Origin of the sequence: Acinetobacter pittii, from assembly GCF_034067285.1 — a bacterium.
Taxonomy (GTDB): domain Bacteria; phylum Pseudomonadota; class Gammaproteobacteria; order Pseudomonadales; family Moraxellaceae; genus Acinetobacter; species Acinetobacter pittii_E.
This window is the reverse complement of sequence record NZ_CP139286.1, coordinates 750,742-771,716: the sequence shown is the minus strand read 5'-3', so window position 1 is coordinate 771,716 and position 20,975 is coordinate 750,742. Positions and strand designations below refer to the sequence as shown.

Genomic DNA, 20,975 nt, shown 5'->3' with positions numbered 1-20,975 from the left:
TATATAAAACAAATTTAATATTTTATTATTTACTGTTTGTTGAAAAATCATTTAATTAAAATATTTATATAACACCCATTAATATCTTAATAAAACAAAATATATTATTAATGATATATATAGAAAAAAAAGGCTTTAGATAATATTTTACTATTACACTAAAACCTAATTTTTAAATGGTTTCTAAAATTTAAAACTATTTAAGTTTAGAAATTATCAGGACTCTCAAATCGTTTTACTTCTTGTAACTTATTTGGGTCATGCATTGTTGCAATTCCATCTTCAGTTTTTTGGTCAACAAGAATATCTGGATTAAAAACAGTGATCGTCTCTCTGCCCAGTGCATCCTCTCCAACAATATACTGAAAACCTCTTCGGTTCATCTTATGACACAATCTCTGATAGAAACCTTTTAAGCCTTCAGTTTCTTCATTCGGATTGTAATAAAAAGCATTCATCACAGCTGGCAGACCTAGACCACAGACTATGCCGGATAACAATACACTGATAAAGGTATATCCAATCAGAATACTACTATAAGGACTTAAAGCAGGAATATTGGCAACGGCCAAAATCAATGCAAGTGAAATCCCCCCTCGTACCCCACCCCAAGATAAAATGGTCAAACTACCATTGTAGCTTTTGGTTCTACGCATTGTAGGAAAAAAAGCAAAAGCCATGAAGTTAGCTGCAAAACGAGAAATATGTAGGATAAAGAACGCAACAATGCCGCCTAAAATCAGGCTGAAGTTTAAATCAAGAATAAATAGCTCTAAACCAATTAAAGTAAATAAGAAGGAGTTAATAATTCCTTCTACAGTGTGCCAGAAATGGTTAACTTCTTGAATCTCACGCTCTTCTCGTATTTCTTTCCATTTGTTCCCAACAATTAAACCACCAATTACACAAGCAATTGGTGCTGATGCATGCGCAAACAAAGCAACCAAATATGCTCCACTCGCGAGTAGCGCGGTTGTTAAAATCAGGGATTCCATTTCGTGTTTACCACGTAATAGACGCAATACCCCTACCCCAAATGCCCAACCAATCCCGACTGCAACAACAATTTCATAGAGTAGAGCTTCTAAGGTTGCGACCAATGAGAAATGTTCACCTTGCAAAACATTGAGCAAAGTCATAAACAATGCAATACACATTGCATCATTAAATAATGATTCACCTTCTAGCTTAACAATTAAATGATGAGGTGCACGAATCGAACTAAGCACACCTTTAATACCAATAGGGTCTGTTGCCCCTAAAGCTGCACCTAAAAGTAACAACACCAGAATTGGCACGTGATATCCAACTAGTAATTGGAATCCGTACAGTAAACTGCCAAACAATACGGCGCAAAGCACTAAGGCAATCGTTGCCAAAATACTAATTTGTTTCCAATAACTTTTTAGATCTGAAATTTTAAATTTGAGTGCCGAAGAAGTCAGAATAAAACAAATAACACCATTAATTAAAAAATCATAAAAATCGATATGGCGTACTGCTTCTTCAATATTATGAATATTAATGGTGATAAACTGGTTACCGTTTAGTAGGCTAGCACCCCACTGTAGAATAAAGACAAAAATCGCAGAAACAAGAGGAACACCAATAGCTTGGGGAAAACCCAAAATACGTTTATTAAAAATCGTGGTTGCGATTGATAGCGCAAAAACCACTGTAAATGCTTGTAGTAGAAAAAAATTACCCATGAACACCCTTCTTCTGGGTCAACGACCAAATAAGAAAATTTTGCTAGGTCGACCAAACTAAACAAAATGTAGGCATTAATAATGCCATGATCATAAAAAATGAAAATTCGGATGCAAGTTTAACGAATTGATTGAACAATCTATCAATCTGTTAAATTTCTTAACATTATTTATAGCTAACATTTAAAGGAAGATGGATGAGCTTCTTAAATAATATTAATAAGTCTCATCCTTCTATATTTAGATTGAATTATTGAAGGTATCACACTGGTTAATGTCACCGGTTTTTAAACCGACTTGGAACCAATGCATTCGCTGTTCACTGCTACCATGAGTAAAGCTATCAGGAACGATCTGACCAGTAGAACGCTTCTGTAAATAATCATCTCCAATTTTTTGAGCAGCATCCATCGCTTCTTCAATGTCACCTTGCTCTAAAAACTGAGTTCGCTGTTGATTATGGTTAGCCCAAATACCTGCTAAACAGTCAGCTTGTAATTCTTGGCGAACAGATAATTGATTACCTTCTCTTTGACTCACTTGTGCACGGGCTTGCTGGACTTGCGATGAAATACCGAGCAGAGTTTGAACATGGTGCCCTACCTCATGTGCAACAACATAAGCTTGTGCAAAATCGCCAGCCTGATCTTCCCTGGAAAGTTCAGTTTGGTTTTGTTCACCAGAAATTCCCATTTGCTGACGCATATCTTTAAAGAATTCTGTATCGATATAAACCTTTTGGTCTGCCGGGCAATAAAATGGACCCATAGCAGATTGAGCAGTACCACATCCTGACTGAATCATTCCACTAAACAATACTAATGTTGGTGGCGTATAAGTTTTACCCAGCTGTTTAAATATAGGAGTCCAAGTATCCTCTGTATCAGCCAAAACTGTTCCAACAAAATCCGAGGCTTCTTTTTGTTCGGCTGTTAGACTCTCCGGTGCAGTTGCATTTGATTGCTGGGAAGCAGTAACCTGTTGCGTTGCTTGATAAGCTTGTTGTGGATCGACCCCAAAAAACTTCCATGCAACAAACGCAACAACTAAACCAATAATACTGATACCGCCCGCTCTAACACCGCCACCACCTCGGCGGTCTTCCACATTGCTACTAATTCGACGACCTTTCCAGCGCATAATTTCCCTCTTCTTTTTAGAATGGCATCATGAACCCGATGCTTTTTTAGGCCACATTTTTTGTATTAAGCTTACAATTAATAAAACAATTGCACCCGCAACTAGTCCTATTCCAAAGTTAATCAGTGTCGGTGTTAAAGCACCAATGATATTACCTACCGCTGGTATTGTTTCTACGTGATCTACTGTGTCTTCAGTTAAATGATGAAGTAACGGAATTGTATGATTAATAATCCCGCCACCCACTAAAAACATTGCAATAGTGCCCACGATTGAAAGTAATTTCATCAAAATAGGAGCAAAAGCCAATAGACCTCGACCTATAGTTTGTTTAAAAGAGGCAGTTTGCTTAGTTAAATATAATCCTAAGTCATCAATTTTAACAATCATGCCAACCAGACCATACACACCGATTGTCATGACAACGGCAATAATGCTGAGAACACTTACCTTAGTCATTAAAGTAGCTGTAGCCACAGTACCTAAAGAAATAACGACGATTTCAGCTGATAAAATAAAGTCTGTCCTTACTGCTCCTTTTATTTTTTCTTTCTCAAAATTTGCTAAATCTAATTCTTCACTATCAAGCTCTGCTTTTGCTTCTTCTTGTGTAGAAGCTTTTTTATGCATAATGGTATGGAGAACTTTCTCGACTCCCTCATAACATAAAAATAAACCTCCGAGCATTAATAAAGGATTAATGAGCCAAGGCGCAATCACGCTAATTAATAAAGCTAAAGGAACTAAAATAAGCTTATTAACAAATGAGCCTTTAGCCACTTTCCAAACAATAGGAAGTTCGCGATCTGCACGAACACCTGTTACTTGCTGGGCATTCAGGGCTAAATCATCACCTAAAACTCCGGCAGTTTTCTTCGCTGCCATTTTACTCATTAAAGCAACATCATCTAAAATTGTTGCAATATCATCTAGTAATAAAAGTAAGCCACTTGCCATTTCTTATCCAAGTTTGTATTTATTAAGCTATTGTAAGATGATTTTTTTGAATTTCTGTAATTTTACTGAATAAATTCACAATATTATTTTAAGAAAAGTTTATCCAATCGCTGACGAATTTTTTTTATTTCCCGTACAATAATGCCAATCTTTTATATTGCAGGGCTTACTACCCCCTGATTAAGCCAATAAGACAGTGGAATAAATAATGAGTAATGTTGATCAGCGTCCAATTATTTTGACAGGCGACCGCCCAACCGGACAACTTCATCTTGGGCATTTTGTCGGTTCTTTGCGTTCTCGTGTAGGTTTACAGGATAGCCATCATCAACATCTCTTGTTAGCAGATGCACAAGCATTAACAGACAATGCAGATAACCCAGATAAAGTCCGTCGCAATATTTTGGAAGTAGCTCTAGATTATCTAGCTGTCGGCATTGATCCAACAAAAACTACCATTTGTGTTCAATCTTGCTTGCCAGCCCTGAATGAGCTCACCATGCTCTATCTTAACTTCGTAACTGTTGCACGTTTAGAACGTAACCCAACCATTAAATCTGAAATTCAAATGCGTGGTTTCGAGCGTGATATTCCAGCCGGCTTCCTCTGCTACCCTGTTGCACAAGCGGCTGACATTACTGCTTTCAAAGCGACTGTCGTTCCGGTAGGTGAAGATCAGATTCCAATGATTGAACAAACGAACGAAGTGGTACGCCGTGTAAACCGTCAAATTGGTCAAGATCTTTTGCCTGAATGTAAAGCTTTACTTTCTAACATGGCACGTTTACCTGGCTTTGATGGTAAAGCGAAAATGTCTAAATCATTAGGCAATACCATCGTTTTAAATGCTTCTGATAAAGACATCAAAAAAGCTGTAAATGCGATGTATACAGACCCAAACCACCTTCGTATCGAAGATCCAGGTCAAGTTGAAGGCAATATTGTATTTACCTATTTAGATGCATTTGATCCAAATAAAGAAGAAGTTGAAGAGTTAAAAGCTCACTATCGTCGTGGCGGTCTTGGTGATGGTACAGTTAAAAAACGTCTTGAAGGTGTGTTAAAAGAGTTAATTACGCCTATTCGTGAACGTCGCGAAGAACTTGCTAAAGATCCTGACTACATTATGGATGTTTTACGCCAAGGTACAGATAAGTGTCGACTTATTACTCAGCAGACTTTAGACGAAGTTAAAGATGGTTTAGGTTTATTTAGATTTTAATTCTCTTTGAAACTAAAAGCCCTGCGGGGCTTTTTTTGTATTTTTTTAATTTTTATAATATTCATTTTTTAGAATTACTAACGTATTGATGACTATTCACATGCTTTTACCCTATTAACGTGAAGTAACACTTATTAACGCTAATAGCAATGAAGATAATCTTAACTGTATCTATTATTCACTGTGTAGGTCACATCATATGAGCCTCACGACATTTCTCCTTAAACCGAAACTGTTTTTACAGATTCGTTGTTCTACGCAATGATCACCCCAATCATTGCGTATTTTTTTTGCCTAAATATTTTATTTTTGATTTAACTTTACTTATAAAATTTTGCTTATTTATCTTTAATAAATAAAAAAGCACCACATCATTTTCAGATGCGGTGCTTTTTAAGATTCAGGATAAAGCGATTAAGCTAAGCCTTTCTCTTTTAAAACTTGCAACATTGTTGAACCAAGCTCAGCTGGGCTACGAGTGTAAGCCATACCTGCTTTTTCAAACGCAGCGAATTTCTCTTCAGCAGTACCTTGACCACCAGAAATGATCGCACCAGCGTGACCCATACGCTTACCTTTAGGTGCAGTTACACCAGCAATGTAACCTACTACAGGCTTAGTCACGTTAGATTTGATGAATTCAGCAGCTTCTTCTTCTGCTGTACCACCGATCTCACCGATCATGATGATTGCATCAGTATCTGGATCGTCTTGGAACAATTGAAGAGCTTCGATTTGGTTCATACCTGGGATTGGGTCACCACCGATACCGATACAAGTAGACTGACCTAAACCAAGCTTAGTTGTTTGAGCAACAGCTTCATAAGTCAATGTACCTGAACGTGAGATGATACCAATACGACCTGGTTGGTGAATGTGACCAGGCATAATACCAATCTTACATTCACCTGGAGTGATCACGCCTGGGCAGTTAGGACCAACTAAACGAGTACCGTTACCGTTAGTTTCTAAATAACGTTTTGCTTTAAGCATGTCGATTGTTGGAACACCTTCAGTGATCACAACGATTAGGCCAACACCTGAATCAACCGCTTCAACGATTGAGTCTAAAACGAATGGAGCTGGTACATAGATTACAGATGCATCTGCATTTGTTTCACGTACAGCTTCTTTCATTGTGTTGAATACTGGTAGGTCAAGGTGAGTAGTACCACCTTTACCTGGAGTAACACCACCAACAACTTTTGTACCGTAGTCTAAAGCTTGTGCAGAGTGGAAAGTACCGTTTTTACCAGTAAAACCTTGTACCAATACTTTAGTGTCTTTATTAATTAATACGCTCATGATTGATACTCCCCTTACGCTTTAACTGCAGCTACAACTTTTTCTGCGGCATCAGACAAGCCGTTCGCAGAAATTAATTTCAAACCAGATTCATCAAGTAATTTAGCACCTAACTCAGCGTTGTTACCTTCTAAACGAACAACAACTGGAACAGTTACATTTACTTCTTGAACCGCTGCAATAATTGCTTCAGCAATCATGTCACAACGTACGATACCACCAAAGATGTTGATTAAAACACCTTGTACAGATGTATCAGCAAGGATAATTTTGAACGCTTCGATTACGCGCTCTTTAGTTGCACCGCCACCAACGTCAAGGAAGTTTGCAGGCTGACCACCATAAAGTTTAATGATGTCCATAGTTGCCATTGCAAGACCAGCACCGTTAACCATACAACCAATGTTACCTTCTAAAGCAACATAGTTAAGGTCGAATTCAGATGCTTTTAATTCACGCTCATTCTCTTGAGATTTGTCACGTAAAGCAGCAACTTTAGGTAAACGGTAAAGCGCGTTAGAGTCGATACCTACTTTAGCGTCTACACATAAAATTTCGCCATTTTCACGAACTGAAAGTGGGTTAATTTCAAATAATGCAAAGTCATTTTCAACAAATGCTTGGTAAGCAGCTGTCATGATTTTTACAAATTGACCGATTTGTTTGTCTTTCAAACCTAACGCAAACGCAACTTCACGCGCTTGGAATGGTTGTAAACCAACTAATGGATCAACTTCAACTTTGATAATTTTTTCTGGAGTTTCTTCTGCAACTTTCTCGATTTCTACACCACCTTCTGTAGAAGCCATGAAAGTAATACGACGGCTAGAACGGTCTACAACCGCGCCCAAGTAAAGCTCACGCTCAACTGGGTATACGTCTTCAGCAACAATAATGCTGTTTACTGGTTGACCATTTGCATCTGTTTGATACGTTACAAGACGAGTACCAATGATATTGTTTGCAAATTCGATAACGTCTTCTTTAGATTTTGCAACTTTAACGCCACCAGCCTTACCACGACCACCAGCATGAACTTGCGCTTTCATTACCGCGAATTTACCACCAAGCTGTTCAAATGCAGCAACTGCTTCGTCTGCATTGGTAGCCAAGATACCTTCTTGTACTGGCATACCATATTCTTTCAATAACGCTTTAGCTTGATACTCATGTAAGTTCATTTAGTTACCTACTTAACTTTGTTTGTTGTCTTCAATTTGCGCAACATTCTCATGTTGCATATGCAAATTGCTGTCTACGTCTTTCACCTTGATGCTTTTTTAATCACACCATCGAATGTGAAAAAGAGCGGAGAACCGCTCTTTATTTTATTTACGCTTACGTTGAATCGCGTGAATTGCACGACCATCTACAGCAAGTGCAGCTTCATGAACAACTTCAGAGAATGTTGGGTGACCAAATGTCATTAACTGAAGATCTTCAACAGAAGATACAAATTCAAGAGCGATCATACCTTGGTGTACGATATCAGATGCTGCAGGTCCAATAACATGCATACCTAATAAACGGTCAGTTTTTGCATCAGCAACAAACTTAACAAAACCAGCACCTTCACCCGCCGCTAAAGCACGACCATTTACAGCAAAACCGAATTGACCAGTTTTAACTTCATGACCTTTTTCTTTAGCTTGTTCTTCAGTTAAACCAACCCAAGCCGCTTCCGGATGTGTATAGATAACAGAAATGATTGTGTCATAGTTCACTTGAGCTGCATGACCGTGAATACGCTCAACAGCCATTACACCTTCTTCCATTGCTTTATGAGCAAGCATTGGACCGCGAACCAAGTCACCAATCGCGTATACACCTTCTACAGAAGTTGCACAGTGATCGTTTACTTCTACTAGACCACGTTCAGTCAATTTAATGCCTGAATCATCTGCCAATAAACCTTCTGCATAAGCTTTACGGCCTACACAAACGATTAATTTGTCAAAAGTCTGAGTTTTTTCTTCGCCACCTTGAGTGTATTTAACAGTCACTTCACGACCATTAATTTCAGTACCAGAAACTTTAGCACCAATACGAATATCAAGGCCTTGCTTAGTTAAAAGTTTTTGATAGTCTTTTGCCAAAGCTTTATCAGCCATTGGTAAGAATGCATCCATTGCTTCAAAAACAACAACTTCAGCCCCAAGACGACGCCAAACAGAACCAAGCTCTAAACCAATTACACCGGCACCAATAACACCTAAACGCTTAGGTACTTCTGGGAAGTTCAATGCACCAGTTGAATCAACAATAATATCTTGATCTACAGGAGCTACTGGAATGTTTACAGGTACAGAACCAGACGCAAGAATAACGTATTTAGGCTCTAAAACTTGAGTTTCACCTTCATGAGAAACGAACTCAACTTTTTTACCAGCAAGTAATTTACCAGTACCTTTTAACCACTCAATACCATTGCCTTTAAGCAATTGATCGATACCACCAGTTAATTGGTCAACAATTTTGTCTTTACGAGCAAGAAGCTTAGCAAGATCAAAATTCACTTCACCTGTAGTGATACCGTGATCAGCTAAGTGATGTACTGTATCTTCATAACGGTGAGAAGAGTCAAGTAATGCTTTAGAAGGAATACAACCCACGTTTAAGCATGTACCACCTAAAGATGGCTTACCGTTGTGAATACGTTTTTCGATACAAGCGACTTTAAAACCTAGTTGAGCAGCGCGAATCGCAGCTTCATAACCACCAGGACCACCGCCAATAACAACAAGATCAAATTGTTGAGACATTGTTTATCTCCATGGTCCGAGATAGAGGATCACTCTACCTCGGTAATATTATTCGAAGAAATTAAAGATCAAGGATGAGTTTAGCTGGTTCTTCTAACAATTCTTTGATTGCTACCAAGAAACCTACAGCTTCTTTACCATCGATCATACGGTGGTCATAAGAAAGCGCTAAATACATCATTGGCAAGATTTCAACTTGACCATTTACAGCCATAGGACGCTCTTGGATTTTGTGCATACCCAAGATACCAGTTTGTGGCTGATTCAAAATTGGAGTTGAAAGTAATGAACCGAAAGTACCACCGTTAGTGATTGTGAAAGTACCACCAGTCATTTCTTCGATAGATAATTTACCATCACGTGCTTTACCAGCATAAGCAGCAATACCTGCTTCAACTTCTGCATAGCTCATACGGTCAGTATCACGTAATACTGGAACAACAAGACCACGATCAGAAGATACTGCAACACCGATGTCATAGTAACCGTGATAAACAATATCATCGCCATCAATTGAAGCATTTACCGCTGGGTAGCGTTTAAGTGCTTCAGTAGCAGCTTTAACAAAGAATGACATGAAGCCTAAACGAGCACCATGGCGTTTTTCAAACGCATCTTTATATTGCTTACGTAATTCCATGATTGGCTTCATGTTAACTTCGTTGAATGTAGTTAACATTGCTGTTTCTTGAGTAGCAGCAAGAAGACGCTCAGCTACACGCTTACGTAAACGAGTCATTGGAACACGTTTTTCGATACGCTCACCAACAGCTACGCTTAACGGAGTAACGTTAGCAGCTGGTTTAGCTTGATGGTTTGCCACATCTTCTTTAGTGATACGACCACCACGGCCAGTACCTTGTACGTCAGCAGCAGCAATACCAGATTCAGTTAACGCTTTACGAACTGCAGGAGCTTGGTCAGATACAGTTTCTGTACGCTCAACAACAGGAGCCGCACCAGCTTGAGTCTGAGCAGCCGCTTGCTCTACTGCAGGAGCAGCCGCTGCTGCACCAGCACCAGCTTCAAACTGAGCAATCACTTCGTCAGAAAGAACTGTATCGCCTTCATCTTTAATGATCGCAACTAAGCTACCATCAGCAGGAGCAACAACTTCTAAAACAACTTTGTCGGTTTCAATATCACAGATCACTTCGTCACGTGATACAGGTTCACCCACCTTTTTATGCCAAGTTGCGATGGTTCCATCTGCAACAGACTCTGGGAATACCGGTGCTTTAATTTCGGTTGCCATTATTGAGAATCTCCTGATTGTTCAGCTTCGATTGCCAATGCATCATTAATTAGCTGAGCTTGTTGTTTTGCATGCAAGTACGGTGAGCCACAAGCTGGTGCAGCAGAAGCTTCACGACCTGCAAAACTGATACGGATTTGTTTGCCAGACTTTAAGATATCGTCATATAAACGAGGTGCAATAAATAACCATGCGCCTTGGTTCTTCGGCTCTTCTTGTGCCCAAACAAGTTCTTTCACGTTTGGATATGCAGCCAAGATTTCTGCAAGACGTTGCTCTGGATATGGATACAACTGTTCAATACGTACAATTGCGACATTAGTTAAGTTTTGTTCACGACGTTTTTCGAGTAAGTCGTAATAAACTTTACCGCCACAAAGTACAAGACGAGTTACATCTGACTTATTAATTTGATCGATTTCGTCAATTACAGTTTGGAATGAACCATTTGCAAGCTCTTCTAAAGTAGAAGTCGCAAGTTTATGACGAAGTAAAGATTTTGGTGACATTACAATCAATGGCTTACGAATTGGGCGTACAGCTTGACGACGTAATGCGTGGAAAATCTGTGCAGGTGTCGTTGGAGTGATCACTTGCATATTATCTTCAGCACATAACTGTAAGAAACGTTCTAAACGAGCTGATGAGTGTTCTGGACCTTGACCTTCGAAACCGTGTGGTAACAACATTGTTAAACCACAAACACGCTCCCACTTAGTCTCACCAGAAGCAATGAACTGGTCAATTACAACCTGAGCACAGTTTACGAAGTCACCAAATTGTGCTTCCCAAATAATTAAGCTCTTAGGAATTGTAGTTGCATAACCATATTCGAAAGCAAGAACAGCTTCTTCAGACAATAAAGAATCGTAAATTGCAAAACGTGGTTGGTTCTCTTTAACATGACAAAGAGGAATGTAAGTTGAACCGTCAGCTTGGTTATGCAATTTCGCATGACGGTGTGAGAAGGTACCACGACCCACGTCTTCACCAGTAATACGAACTAGATAGTCTTCATCTAGTAAAGTTGCATAAGCTAAAGTTTCTGCTGCACCCCAGTTTAAAGGAGTTTCACCAGTTTGCATTTTTACGCGATCTTCAATTACTTTTTGAACCTGACGCTGCATTACAAACCCTTCAGGAAGTTTGCTCATGCCCTCGCCTAATTCTTTTAAGCGATTTAAGTCAAATGAAGTATCCCAATCGTCTGTGTAGTCATGGCCCAAATATGGAGTCCAATCTACAAACATTTTGGTATTTGGTTCAAGAATTAATGCATTTGCTACATGATTACCCGCTTCTAAATCAGAACGATAATCTTCAACCATTTGGTCTGCTTCAGCACGATCAATTACTTTTTGTTGAACAAGTTGATCAGCATAAAGTGTACGAGTAGTTGCCTTCTTAGCAATTACTTGATACATCAATGGTTGTGTACCAGATGGCTCATCTGCTTCGTTATGGCCACGACGGCGATAACAGAACAAATCGATAACAACATCTTTACGGAATTCGTGACGGAAATCATGTGCTAATTGAGTAGCAAAGATAACAGCTTCAGGATCATCACCATTTACATGGAAAATTGGTGCCTGAATCATTTTAGCAACGTCTGTACAGTATTCTGTAGAACGTGCATCACGAGGATCAGAAGTTGTGAAACCTACTTGGTTGTTCACAATAATATGAACTGTACCACCAACCGTATAGCCACGAGTTTGTGACATTTGGAAGGTTTCCATGTTCACGCCTTGACCTGCAAATGCCGCATCACCATGAACAATCACTGGTAAAACGTCATCACCGCCAATGTCTCTACGACGTACTTGACGTGCACGTACAGAACCTTCAACTACAGGCCCAACAATTTCCAAGTGAGATGGGTTAAATGCCAATGCCAAGTGAACTTCGCCACCTGGAGTCATTACATTACTTGAGAAACCTTGGTGGTATTTAACGTCGCCAGAACCTTTTTTATGAATTGATTTACCTTCGAACTCACCAAATAAGTCCGCAGGGTTTTTACCCATAATATTCACAAGAAGGTTTAAGCGGCCACGGTGTGGCATACCAATAACAACTTCTTTACAACCTACAGCACCAGCACGCTGGATAATCTCGTTTACCATAGGAATAAAAGATTCGCCGCCTTCAACACCAAAGCGTTTAGCACCGACGTATTTATTACCAAGATATTTTTCAAGACCTTCTGCAGCAGTTAAACGCTCTAAGAAGCCTTTCTTTTGATCATTTGTGTAATTGAATTTACCACGAGCACTTTCAAGACGCTGTTGAATCCAACGCTTTTCTTTTGTGTCCACGATATGCATGTATTCAACACCGATTGAACCACAATAGATTGCCTCCATTGCTTCAATCATTTCAGCAAGCGTTGCTTCACTTTTGCCGATTTCAAGATTGCCAGTATTGAATACAGTGTCTAAATCTGATTTGGTTAAACCGTGAGCTGAAAGATCTAAATCTGGAATCTCTTCACGCTTAGCAAGACCTAATGGATCTAATTTAGCTTTTTGATGTCCGCGATTACGATAAGCAGCAATAAGTTGTAAAACGCCAATTTGACGACGCTCATGCTCAGTACTTACCGTACTTTGTACAACAGGTTGAACACGATTAGCATTACGTCCTAGTAATAGGAATTGCTCACGCACAGCGCTGTGTGGTTGGTCACCCTTTGGATATTTATCGAAATATTGGCGCCAGTCCTCAGCTACAGAGGTTGGGGAAGTCAGGTACTGCTCGTAAAGTTCTTCAATATACGCTGCACTATCAGCGGAAAGTTCAGTGTCAAGACGCAATGCGTCAGCAACTTCTTGCATTTGTGGACCCATTTCCTATTGCAAAAAATATTACAGGCTGCCTTTTAAGCATACCCATGATGCATAATGCCAAATTGGTAAAAAAGGCATTACTTACCCAACAGGTCTTTAAGACCATGGGGCGTCATACTACCTAGAGAGAAAACTCCATAGGTAATTAATGAATCACAACGCCCTCAATGGCATCATCACTCACCTTATACTCGATTAAAACCGAGCAATTTTTTGCAAATCTTTTTAGAAAAATTAACTTTAAAATTAACTTTTCTAAAATGACTTTAACCATAAAAATTAAGCACAGATCTAAGATCGTGCTACTTAAATTAATTCTACTAGTATACGCTTTTTTCACCTATAACTTTGTGGCAAATCGTATCATGTTCTTAAACAACGATTGATTTTTTTGACACATACCACCTATAAATTGGCGAAATACATAAGCGATTTTATCTTTTAATATATGGTGCAATATATAAAAACCTCGCTCTTTTCGACCAAAGTCTAAAGTTTACATTATAAAATTAAAAAAAAACGCACATCAAGGATGCGCGTTTTCCATTTGTGCAGAATTAACCCGCTTGATCTAATAGCATATTACGGATGTGACCGATTGCTTTTGTAGGGTTTAGACCTTTAGGACATACTGACACACAATTCATAATACCTTTACAACGGAACAAACTGAACGGATCGTCAAGACGAGCTAAACGGTCTGCAGTAGCAGTATCACGAGAGTCGATAATAAAACGGTATGCATTCAACAACGCTGAAGGACCCAAGAATTTATCAGGGTTCCACCAGAATGATGGGCATGAAGTTGAACAACATGCACAAAGAATACACTCATACAGACCATTTAAGTGTTCACGCTCTTCAGGAGACTGTAAACGCTCTTTAGGTGGAGCTGGCTGGTTATTGATCAAGAATGGCTGAATTTTGTCATATTGATCATAGAATTGGTTCATATCAACAACCAAATCTTTAATAACCGGCAAACCTGGTAATGGACGAATTACAATTTTCTCAGGTAAGTCGTTTAAATTCCATAAACAAGCCAAACCATTTTTACCATTAATATTCACACCATCCGAACCACAAATACCTTCACGGCAAGAACGACGGAATGTTAATGTTTCGTCTTGAACTTTCAATGCAAGTAATGCATCAAGCAACATACGGTGCTTATCAGTCAATTCAAGCTTGAAAGTTTGCATGTACGGCGCTTTATCCTTATCAGGATCATAGCGGTAGATTTCGAATGTACGAGTACCTCTACTCATCTTTATACTCCCGATTAGAATGTACGTGGTGCTGGTGGAATTGCATCAACAGTCAACGGTTTGAAGCGCACTGGCTTATATTCCAAACGGTTGTCTGATGAATACCATAAAGTATGCTTCATCCACTCATCATCACGGCGACCGTATGAATAAGTTGGGTGATCAGCTGGTAATTCATAATCAACTACCGTATGCGCACCACGACATTCTTTACGCGCAGCAGCTGAAATTAATGTCGCTTTTGCAACTTCATATAAGTTTTCAACTTCAAGCGCTTCAACACGTGCAGTGTTAAATACTTTAGATTTATCTTTCAAGTGAATATTACGTACACGTGGCTCAAGAGCAAGGATCTCTTTTACACCTTTATCAAGCAAAGCTTGAGTACGGAATACACCAGCATGGTCTTGAACGATATCACGAATTGCATCAGCAACTTCTTGAGCATTTTCACCAGAAGTTGACTCATCCAATTTACGTACGCGATCTAATGTTTGCTCTAATACGTTTGTTGGAAGCGGTGCATATTCATCACCATGATGCTTAGTTACGTAGTCGATAATGTGCTCACCAGCAGCTTTACCAAATACAACCAAGTCAAGAAGTGAGTTAGTACCTAAACGGTTTGCACCATGTACTGATACACAAGAACATTCACCAATTGCATAGAAACCTTTTACAGGTTTAGTGTAATTGTCTGTACCTGCTTCAGGTAAGCACACTTGACCATGCATATTCGTAGGAATACCACCCATTTGATAATGGATTGTTGGTACTACAGGAATTGGTTCTTTAGTGATATCAACGTTCGCGAATTTTTTACCAATCTCAAATACAGATGGTAAACGCTTCATGATTGTATCAGCACCCAAGTGAGTCATATCAAGTAAGATATAATCACCTTTTGGACCACAACCACGACCTTCTTTAATTTCTTGGTCCATAGAGCGTGATACGAAGTCACGTGGAGCCAAGTCTTTTAAAGTCGGTGCATAACGTTCCATGAACGGTTCGCCGTCTTTATTACGAAGGATCGCACCTTCACCACGACAACCTTCAGTCAACAATACACCAGCGCCCGCAACACCTGTTGGGTGGAATTGCCAGAATTCCATATCTTGTAATGGAATACCTGCACGAGCAGCCATACCAAGACCGTCACCAGTATTGATATAAGCATTTGTTGATGCACGGTAAACACGACCAGCACCACCAGTCGCAAATAATGTCGCTTTTGCTTGGAATACTGCGATGTTACCAGTTTCTTGGTCAATCGCTGTTACACCAAGAACATCACCTGCTTCGTTACGGATCAAATCAAGAGCGATCCATTCAACGAAGAACTGAGTACCCATTTTCACGTTGCTTTGATAAAGCGTGTGCAATAACGCATGACCTGTACGGTCTGCTGCAGCACAAGCACGTGGAACTGGTTTATCACCATAGTTAGCAGAGTGACCACCGAACGGACGTTGGTAAATTGTACCATCAGCGTTACGGTCAAAAGGCATACCCATGTGTTCAAGTTCATACACAACTTTTGGTGCTTCACGACACATAAATTCAATGGCGTCTTGGTCACCTAACCAGTCAGAACCTTTTACTGTATCGTAAAAGTGGAAATGCCAGTTATCTTCTTGCATGTTACCTAACGACGCACCGATACCACCTTGAGCGGCTACTGTGTGCGAACGTGTCGGGAAAACTTTAGTGAGCACTGCAACCTTCAAACCCGCTTGAGCGAGTTGGTAAGATGCACGCATACCAGAACCACCACCACCAACGATAACTGCATCGAAAGTGAGGTTTTGAATATTTGAATAATCTTCTTTAGGGGTTATCGCGCCCATGATATCTTCCTATCAATTCGCCCAGAAAATCTGGATACCCCAGATTGCGTACACAAACACTGCAATAATGACAGCCGTCGTCAGTACAAGGCGTAAACCTTTCGCTGAAGGACCCATTTGACGTGTAGTGACATAGTCAGTGAAAACTTGCCACATACCAATCCATGCGTGTGCGATAAGCGATAAAATTGCCAATAAAGAAAAAATCTTCATTGGTAATGTCATCATGAAGCCAGCCCACTGTTGATAGTCAAATCCGCCTTTGCAGAGAATCCAACCAAAAAGAACAACAGTATAAGCCGCTAATACAACCGCACTTACACGCTGGATAAACCAATCACGAGAACCTGAACCAGTTAAACCTGTAGCACTTTTCATTAGAACATAATCCATACAAAGGCTGCGATAATGGCTACCACAGATAAGATCAATGAAATTGTCGCTGCAATACGACCACTTTGCAGTTCTTCAGCAAAACCTAAATCTGCAAGTAAGTGCTTAACTCCAGCAATAAAGTGGAATATCAAGCCGGCTGCAAATACCCAAACAACAAAACGTACAAGGATATTTCCAAAAACGACATTTTTAACGTAGTCAAATCCTTCTGGTGAAGATAATGATTTATCTAGAATCCATAAGAGAACTGGTACTAATAAGAAAACGATGACACCTGATAAACGGTGTAAAATTGATGCAATAGCCACGGGTGAGCGTAAATTTACCGCTAACACCTGACCCATGGACAAATTGACAGGTCTGTTGCTTTTCACAGCGGGCATCCTGTAGGTAGAAACTCCGACCGGAGTTTGTTGAATTAATTCCAAGGAAAGCTGGCATTGTTAGGCAAGCACAGCTCATGCCTAACCTATAAACGACACTGAATTATAAAACGCGAAGTATCAAAATACAAACGATCCACTTTGCCTTTTCAGCAAAAAATCATTAAATAAGAATCATTCATAACAATATTCCTTCACTACTCCTATAAAAAGAAGAAGTCCCTACACATCATGTCATTGTTTAAAATAACTTTTTATTTAATTTCATTTTTTCTGAAATTTCTTTTAAATAAGTCTATTTTAGACTAAAGATAAAGTTATAAATTCCTCATATAAATAGAAAAATGATGGCAATACCTCATATTTTGTAATCAGGCCACAATTCAAATAAGTGAAACTACTTATATTCAAATACATATTAGATAATCTGCACTACTTTTAAAAAGTTAAATCTATTTTAAAAAATTTCTTATTATTTCAATCACGTCTGATAAGCTATTTTTTATACAATTAAACTTAAAAAAAGAACAATATTCTTTGTTACAACTAAATAAAAATACATTGTTTTTTGATTAGTAATTTTAAATTACATCATGAGTTTTATGATTTTTTTAATTAGATTGGCATTTTCTACCGTCTTATTATTTTGAATTTCAATTTAAAAATTTGCTTACAATTGTACTCACCCTTCATTTTTTTTCTGCACGTTCCTGTTGAATTGACTTATTATACCATCCCGATGCAGTGATTTTACTGACTTTTTTGCTCGGGTCTTGATGACTAACTCTCTGTGGGAACGTCATTTTTTATCCATAAGTATAATTGACAAAATTTCAGTACTCACTAATCTTATAGCAAATTTTGACACCGTCTGATTCGCACATGAGAACATTAGGATTTCGAGTCAGATCAACATTCACCAGGACAGGAGATCTATTGAATGTCTGAAGCAAATGGCAAAAAAGCCGTATTACATCTTGATGGCAAAGAAATTGGTTTACCAATCTACAGTGGCACTTTAGGTCCAGATGTAATTGATGTCAGCAGCATACTGAAAGAAGGTCATTTTACTTTCGATCCTGGTTTTATGGCGACAGCCGCATGCGAATCTAAAATTACTTTCATTGATGGTGACAAAGGTATTTTATTACACCGCGGTTACCCAATTGACCAGTTAGCAACTCAAGCAGACTATCTTGAAACTTGTTATTTATTATTAAATGGCGAGCTCCCAACTGCTGAACAAAAAGTTGAGTTTGATACGAAAGTTCGTGCTCATACTATGGTTCATGATCAAGTTAGCCGTTTCTTCAATGGTTTCCGTCGTGACGCTCACCCAATGGCGATCATGGTAGGTGTTGTAGGTGCATTATCTGCGTTCTATCACAACAACCTAGATATTGAAGATATCAACCACCGTGAAATTACTGCAATTCGTTTAATTGCAAAAATTCCAACACTTGCTGCTTGGAGTTACAAATACACAGTAGGTCAACCATTCATCTATCCACGTAACGATTTAAGTTATGCGGAAAACTTCTTGCACATGATGTTTGCAACTCCTGCTGACCGTGATTACAAAGTAAATCCTGTTCTTGCTCGCGCAATGGATCGTATTTTCACGCTTCATGCTGACCATGAGCAAAATGCTTCTACATCTACAGTACGTCTTGCTGGTTCTACTGGTGCAAACCCGTATGCATGTATCTCTGCGGGTATCTCTGCACTTTGGGGACCTGCTCACGGTGGCGCAAACGAAGCAGTTCTTAAAATGCTTGATGAAATCGGTAGCGTTGAAAACGTTGCTGAGTTCATGGAAAAAGTTAAACGCAAAGAAGTTAAACTTATGGGCTTCGGTCACCGCGTTTACAAAAACTTCGATCCACGCGCTAAAGTGATGAAGCAAACTTGTGACGAAGTTCTTGAAGCTTTAGGTATCAACGATCCTCAATTAGCACTTGCTATGGAACTTGAGCGTATCGCATTGAACGACCCGTACTTTGTTGAGCGTAAACTTTACCCTAACGTAGACTTCTACTCAGGTATCATCCTTAAAGCGATTGGTATCCCAACAGAAATGTTTACTGTAATCTTCGCTCTTGCACGTACAGTTGGTTGGATCAGCCACTGGTTAGAAATGCACAGCGGTCCTTACAAAATCGGTCGTCCTCGTCAGCTTTATACTGGTGAGACTCAACGCAACATCAAACGTTAATATTTGAAAGAAAATTAATGAAAAAAAGCTGCCTTCTGGCAGCTTTTTTATTTAAGTCTTTTTTCTACTCTAAACTTATTCTTCTTCATACATAGTTAACAAGTGATGGCTAATTCCATCTGCTCGCAACCAAGCCAATTCATAGCTCGCTTTAGCCAAAGCTAAAACACGTCTTTCAAATTCTACCCATATGGTTTTGACTTGAGACTCCGAAATACCCAAACCACTCTCGTGTGCAAGATGTTTATTCTTTTCACATATTTTTAAAGCGTGATAAAGCTTACGACCTTGGCTCGCCCCTTCCATTAACCGAACACGCTTACTTAAAATGAAGCCCTCAACATGCTGTAAGTCTGCATGAGGCAGCATCGGTACTAAGATTTGATTCAACTGATCGTCTAAACGCTTCCATACAGCCAAACGCTGCTCTGCTGTATAAGTATTCCATTGAATCACCTCGTGGTTAAAACGACGACAACCACGGCAAACCTGATCACCAAAAACTGTTGAACAACGCCCTGCACATGGGGTGAGAGAGAGCGTTCGATGATCATTACTCAAAACAAACTCCTTAAATAAACCATATACTTTTTATGGTTTTCTCGCTTATTACAAATTTTCGCGCTAAAATATGCGCCTTAAATTTCTATCTTAATACATTTGGAGTTTTCCATGAACGCTACTGTAGAACAGCTTGCACCTGTAGAACAGCAAGCGACCGCAGGTTGGGTTGTTGCCGCACTATATCAATTTAAAGAAGTTCAAGATCCTGCCGATCTTCAACAACGCTTATTAGACTTAGTGAAAACAATTAACCTCTGTGGAACTCTGATTGTAGCAGGTGAAGGAATTAATGGTACTGTTGCTGGCGATCGCGTAGCAATTGATACGTTACATCAATTTTTGCTCAATGAAGGCTTCGGCTCTATGGAATACAAAGAATCCCATAGCTCTGACAAACCTTTCCGCAAAATGAAAATTAAGCTTAAAGAAGAAATTGTAACTTTAGGCGTTGAAGTTAAACCACGCGACTTAGTGGGTCACTACCTTGATCCTAAAGAATGGAATGATTTAATTGCACGTGATGATGTAATTTTAATCGACACACGCAACGACTATGAATATAAAGCAGGTACGTTCAAGGGTGCAATTGATCCTAAAACAGAAACATTCCGTGAGTTTCCAGAATACGTTAAGAAAGAATTAGAGCAACATAAAGATAAAAAAATTGCGATGTTCTGTACTGGCGGTATTCGCTGCGAAAAATCAACTTCTTTACTTCTTCAAGAAGGATTTAAAGAGGTTTACCACCTTAAAGGCGGTATTCTTAAGTATTTAGAAGAAACCCCAGCTGATGAAAGTTTATGGGAAGGTGAATGTTTTGTATTTGATGGCCGTACTGCTGTAACTCATGGCGTCGAAGAAGGCGTTAACATTAAATGTCATGCTTGTGGTTGGCCTTTAACTCCTGAAGAGTCGGCTCTACCTAGTTATGAACACGGTGTTTCTTGCGTTTATTGCATCGACAAGACCACTGAAAAGCAAAAAGCTGGTTTCCGTATGCGCCAGTCACAAATTGCTGCTGCAAAGCGTAAACGTCTATAAAAATATAAAATAGTTTTCAAAGGGCATTTAGATTTCTAAATGCCCTTTTTTATTTT

At 39.2% G+C, this 20,975-nt stretch carries 18 protein-coding genes; 4 read left to right on the top strand and 14 right to left on the bottom strand.

What is annotated here, in order from left to right; translation table 11 throughout:
* Positions 1-206 precede the first annotated feature (206 nt).
* From SOI81_RS03740 to SOI81_RS03730, 3 genes are all read right to left on the bottom strand, one after another.
* The gene (locus SOI81_RS03740; protein WP_016143220.1) at positions 207-1,709 is read right to left on the bottom strand and encodes a cation:proton antiporter; all 1,503 of its coding nucleotides are present in this window, start codon (positions 1,707-1,709) and stop codon (positions 207-209) included.
* Between the two features lie 240 nt (positions 1,710-1,949).
* On the bottom strand, positions 1,950-2,849 hold the full coding sequence (locus tag SOI81_RS03735) for a neutral zinc metallopeptidase (RefSeq protein ID WP_239976018.1): 900 nt from the start codon (positions 2,847-2,849) through the stop codon (positions 1,950-1,952).
* Between the two features lie 27 nt (positions 2,850-2,876).
* Positions 2,877-3,806 (bottom strand): DUF808 domain-containing protein, encoded by a 930-nt coding sequence (locus tag SOI81_RS03730; protein WP_016143218.1) that lies wholly within the window; start codon positions 3,804-3,806, stop codon positions 2,877-2,879.
* 208 nt (positions 3,807-4,014) lie between these two features.
* Between SOI81_RS03730 and trpS the strand changes: the two genes are divergently transcribed.
* Entirely contained in the window at positions 4,015-5,028 is a 1,014-nt protein-coding gene (gene trpS, locus SOI81_RS03725) for a tryptophan--tRNA ligase (RefSeq protein WP_016143217.1), read from the top strand.
* 414 nt (positions 5,029-5,442) lie between these two features.
* Here the strand turns inward: trpS and sucD are convergent, their stop codons facing one another.
* The 10 genes from sucD to sdhC all read right to left on the bottom strand — a co-directional run bounded on the left by sucD (position 5,443) and on the right by sdhC (position 17,099).
* The gene (sucD, locus tag SOI81_RS03720) at positions 5,443-6,333 is read right to left on the bottom strand and encodes a succinate--CoA ligase subunit alpha (protein WP_000114637.1); all 891 of its coding nucleotides are present in this window, start codon (positions 6,331-6,333) and stop codon (positions 5,443-5,445) included.
* Between the two features lie 14 nt (positions 6,334-6,347).
* On the bottom strand, positions 6,348-7,514 hold the full coding sequence (gene sucC, locus SOI81_RS03715; RefSeq protein WP_001048573.1) for an ADP-forming succinate--CoA ligase subunit beta: 1,167 nt from the start codon (positions 7,512-7,514) through the stop codon (positions 6,348-6,350).
* Positions 7,515-7,661: 147 nt separating this feature from the next.
* Entirely contained in the window at positions 7,662-9,095 is a 1,434-nt protein-coding gene (gene lpdA, locus SOI81_RS03710; RefSeq protein WP_002116053.1) for a dihydrolipoyl dehydrogenase, read from the bottom strand.
* Between the two features lie 61 nt (positions 9,096-9,156).
* A complete protein-coding gene (odhB, locus tag SOI81_RS03705) occupies positions 9,157-10,350 on the bottom strand; it encodes a 2-oxoglutarate dehydrogenase complex dihydrolipoyllysine-residue succinyltransferase (protein WP_016143216.1) in 1,194 nt (397 codons plus the stop codon).
* Entirely contained in the window at positions 10,350-13,190 is a 2,841-nt protein-coding gene (sucA, locus tag SOI81_RS03700) for a 2-oxoglutarate dehydrogenase E1 component (protein WP_016143215.1), read from the bottom strand. Before sucA ends, odhB begins: the two co-directional genes overlap by 1 nt.
* Positions 13,191-13,347: 157 nt before the next feature.
* Positions 13,348-13,476: a hypothetical protein gene (locus SOI81_RS03690; RefSeq protein WP_002116082.1), complete on the bottom strand. Its 129-nt coding sequence runs from the start codon at positions 13,474-13,476 to the stop codon at positions 13,348-13,350.
* A gap of 283 nt (positions 13,477-13,759) precedes the next feature.
* Positions 13,760-14,470: a succinate dehydrogenase iron-sulfur subunit gene (gene sdhB, locus SOI81_RS03685; RefSeq protein ID WP_004705893.1), complete on the bottom strand. Its 711-nt coding sequence runs from the start codon at positions 14,468-14,470 to the stop codon at positions 13,760-13,762.
* 14 nt (positions 14,471-14,484) lie between these two features.
* Positions 14,485-16,320, bottom strand: coding sequence for a succinate dehydrogenase flavoprotein subunit (gene sdhA, locus SOI81_RS03680; RefSeq protein ID WP_002116225.1), 1,836 nt, complete (start codon positions 16,318-16,320; stop codon positions 14,485-14,487).
* A 12-nt stretch (positions 16,321-16,332) separates the two neighbouring features.
* Positions 16,333-16,698, bottom strand: coding sequence for a succinate dehydrogenase, hydrophobic membrane anchor protein (sdhD, locus tag SOI81_RS03675; protein ID WP_000833672.1), 366 nt, complete (start codon positions 16,696-16,698; stop codon positions 16,333-16,335).
* Positions 16,698-17,099, bottom strand: coding sequence for a succinate dehydrogenase, cytochrome b556 subunit (sdhC, locus tag SOI81_RS03670; RefSeq protein ID WP_075384165.1), 402 nt, complete (start codon positions 17,097-17,099; stop codon positions 16,698-16,700). Before sdhC ends, sdhD begins: the two co-directional genes overlap by 1 nt.
* A 471-nt stretch (positions 17,100-17,570) precedes the next feature.
* Between sdhC and SOI81_RS03665 the strand changes: the two genes are divergently transcribed.
* Together SOI81_RS03665 and gltA are read left to right on the top strand one after the other, a co-directional pair.
* Positions 17,571-17,675 (top strand): hypothetical protein, encoded by a 105-nt coding sequence (locus SOI81_RS03665; protein WP_239968241.1) that lies wholly within the window; start codon positions 17,571-17,573, stop codon positions 17,673-17,675.
* Positions 17,676-18,039: 364 nt separating this feature from the next.
* A complete protein-coding gene (gene gltA / locus SOI81_RS03660) occupies positions 18,040-19,314 on the top strand; it encodes a citrate synthase (RefSeq protein WP_239976017.1) in 1,275 nt (424 codons plus the stop codon).
* A gap of 75 nt (positions 19,315-19,389) precedes the next feature.
* Here gltA and SOI81_RS03655 read toward each other — a convergent pair whose 3' ends face one another.
* Positions 19,390-19,875 (bottom strand): DUF1289 domain-containing protein, encoded by a 486-nt coding sequence (locus SOI81_RS03655; protein ID WP_005064555.1) that lies wholly within the window; start codon positions 19,873-19,875, stop codon positions 19,390-19,392.
* A gap of 111 nt (positions 19,876-19,986) precedes the next feature.
* On the opposite strand from SOI81_RS03655, the gene SOI81_RS03650 reads away from it, so the two are divergent.
* Positions 19,987-20,919, top strand: coding sequence for a rhodanese-related sulfurtransferase (locus tag SOI81_RS03650; protein WP_224992945.1), 933 nt, complete (start codon positions 19,987-19,989; stop codon positions 20,917-20,919).
* Positions 20,920-20,975: the final 56 nt, after the last annotated feature.

Excerpts from the sequence above, each read along its gene's own strand:
- SOI81_RS03740 (WP_016143220.1), bottom strand. The coding sequence starts at position 1,709 with ATGGGTAATTTTTTTCTACTACAAGCATTTACAGTGGTTTTTGCGCTA.
- SOI81_RS03735 (WP_239976018.1), bottom strand. The coding sequence starts at position 2,849 with ATGCGCTGGAAAGGTCGTCGAATTAGTAGCAATGTGGAAGACCGCCGA.
- SOI81_RS03730 (WP_016143218.1), bottom strand. The coding sequence starts at position 3,806 with ATGGCAAGTGGCTTACTTTTATTACTAGATGATATTGCAACAATTTTA.
- trpS (WP_016143217.1), top strand. The coding sequence starts at position 4,015 with ATGAGTAATGTTGATCAGCGTCCAATTATTTTGACAGGCGACCGCCCA.
- sucD (WP_000114637.1), bottom strand. The coding sequence starts at position 6,333 with ATGAGCGTATTAATTAATAAAGACACTAAAGTATTGGTACAAGGTTTT.
- sucC (WP_001048573.1), bottom strand. The coding sequence starts at position 7,514 with ATGAACTTACATGAGTATCAAGCTAAAGCGTTATTGAAAGAATATGGT.
- lpdA (WP_002116053.1), bottom strand. The coding sequence starts at position 9,095 with ATGTCTCAACAATTTGATCTTGTTGTTATTGGCGGTGGTCCTGGTGGT.
- odhB (WP_016143216.1), bottom strand. The coding sequence starts at position 10,350 with ATGGCAACCGAAATTAAAGCACCGGTATTCCCAGAGTCTGTTGCAGAT.
- sucA (WP_016143215.1), bottom strand. The coding sequence starts at position 13,190 with ATGCAAGAAGTTGCTGACGCATTGCGTCTTGACACTGAACTTTCCGCT.
- SOI81_RS03690 (WP_002116082.1), bottom strand. The coding sequence starts at position 13,476 with ATGGTTAAAGTCATTTTAGAAAAGTTAATTTTAAAGTTAATTTTTCTA.
- sdhB (WP_004705893.1), bottom strand. The coding sequence starts at position 14,470 with ATGAGTAGAGGTACTCGTACATTCGAAATCTACCGCTATGATCCTGAT.
- sdhA (WP_002116225.1), bottom strand. The coding sequence starts at position 16,320 with ATGGGCGCGATAACCCCTAAAGAAGATTATTCAAATATTCAAAACCTC.
- sdhD (WP_000833672.1), bottom strand. The coding sequence starts at position 16,698 with ATGAAAAGTGCTACAGGTTTAACTGGTTCAGGTTCTCGTGATTGGTTT.
- sdhC (WP_075384165.1), bottom strand. The coding sequence starts at position 17,099 with ATGCCCGCTGTGAAAAGCAACAGACCTGTCAATTTGTCCATGGGTCAG.
- gltA (WP_239976017.1), top strand. The coding sequence starts at position 18,040 with ATGTCTGAAGCAAATGGCAAAAAAGCCGTATTACATCTTGATGGCAAA.
- SOI81_RS03650 (WP_224992945.1), top strand. The coding sequence starts at position 19,987 with ATGAACGCTACTGTAGAACAGCTTGCACCTGTAGAACAGCAAGCGACC.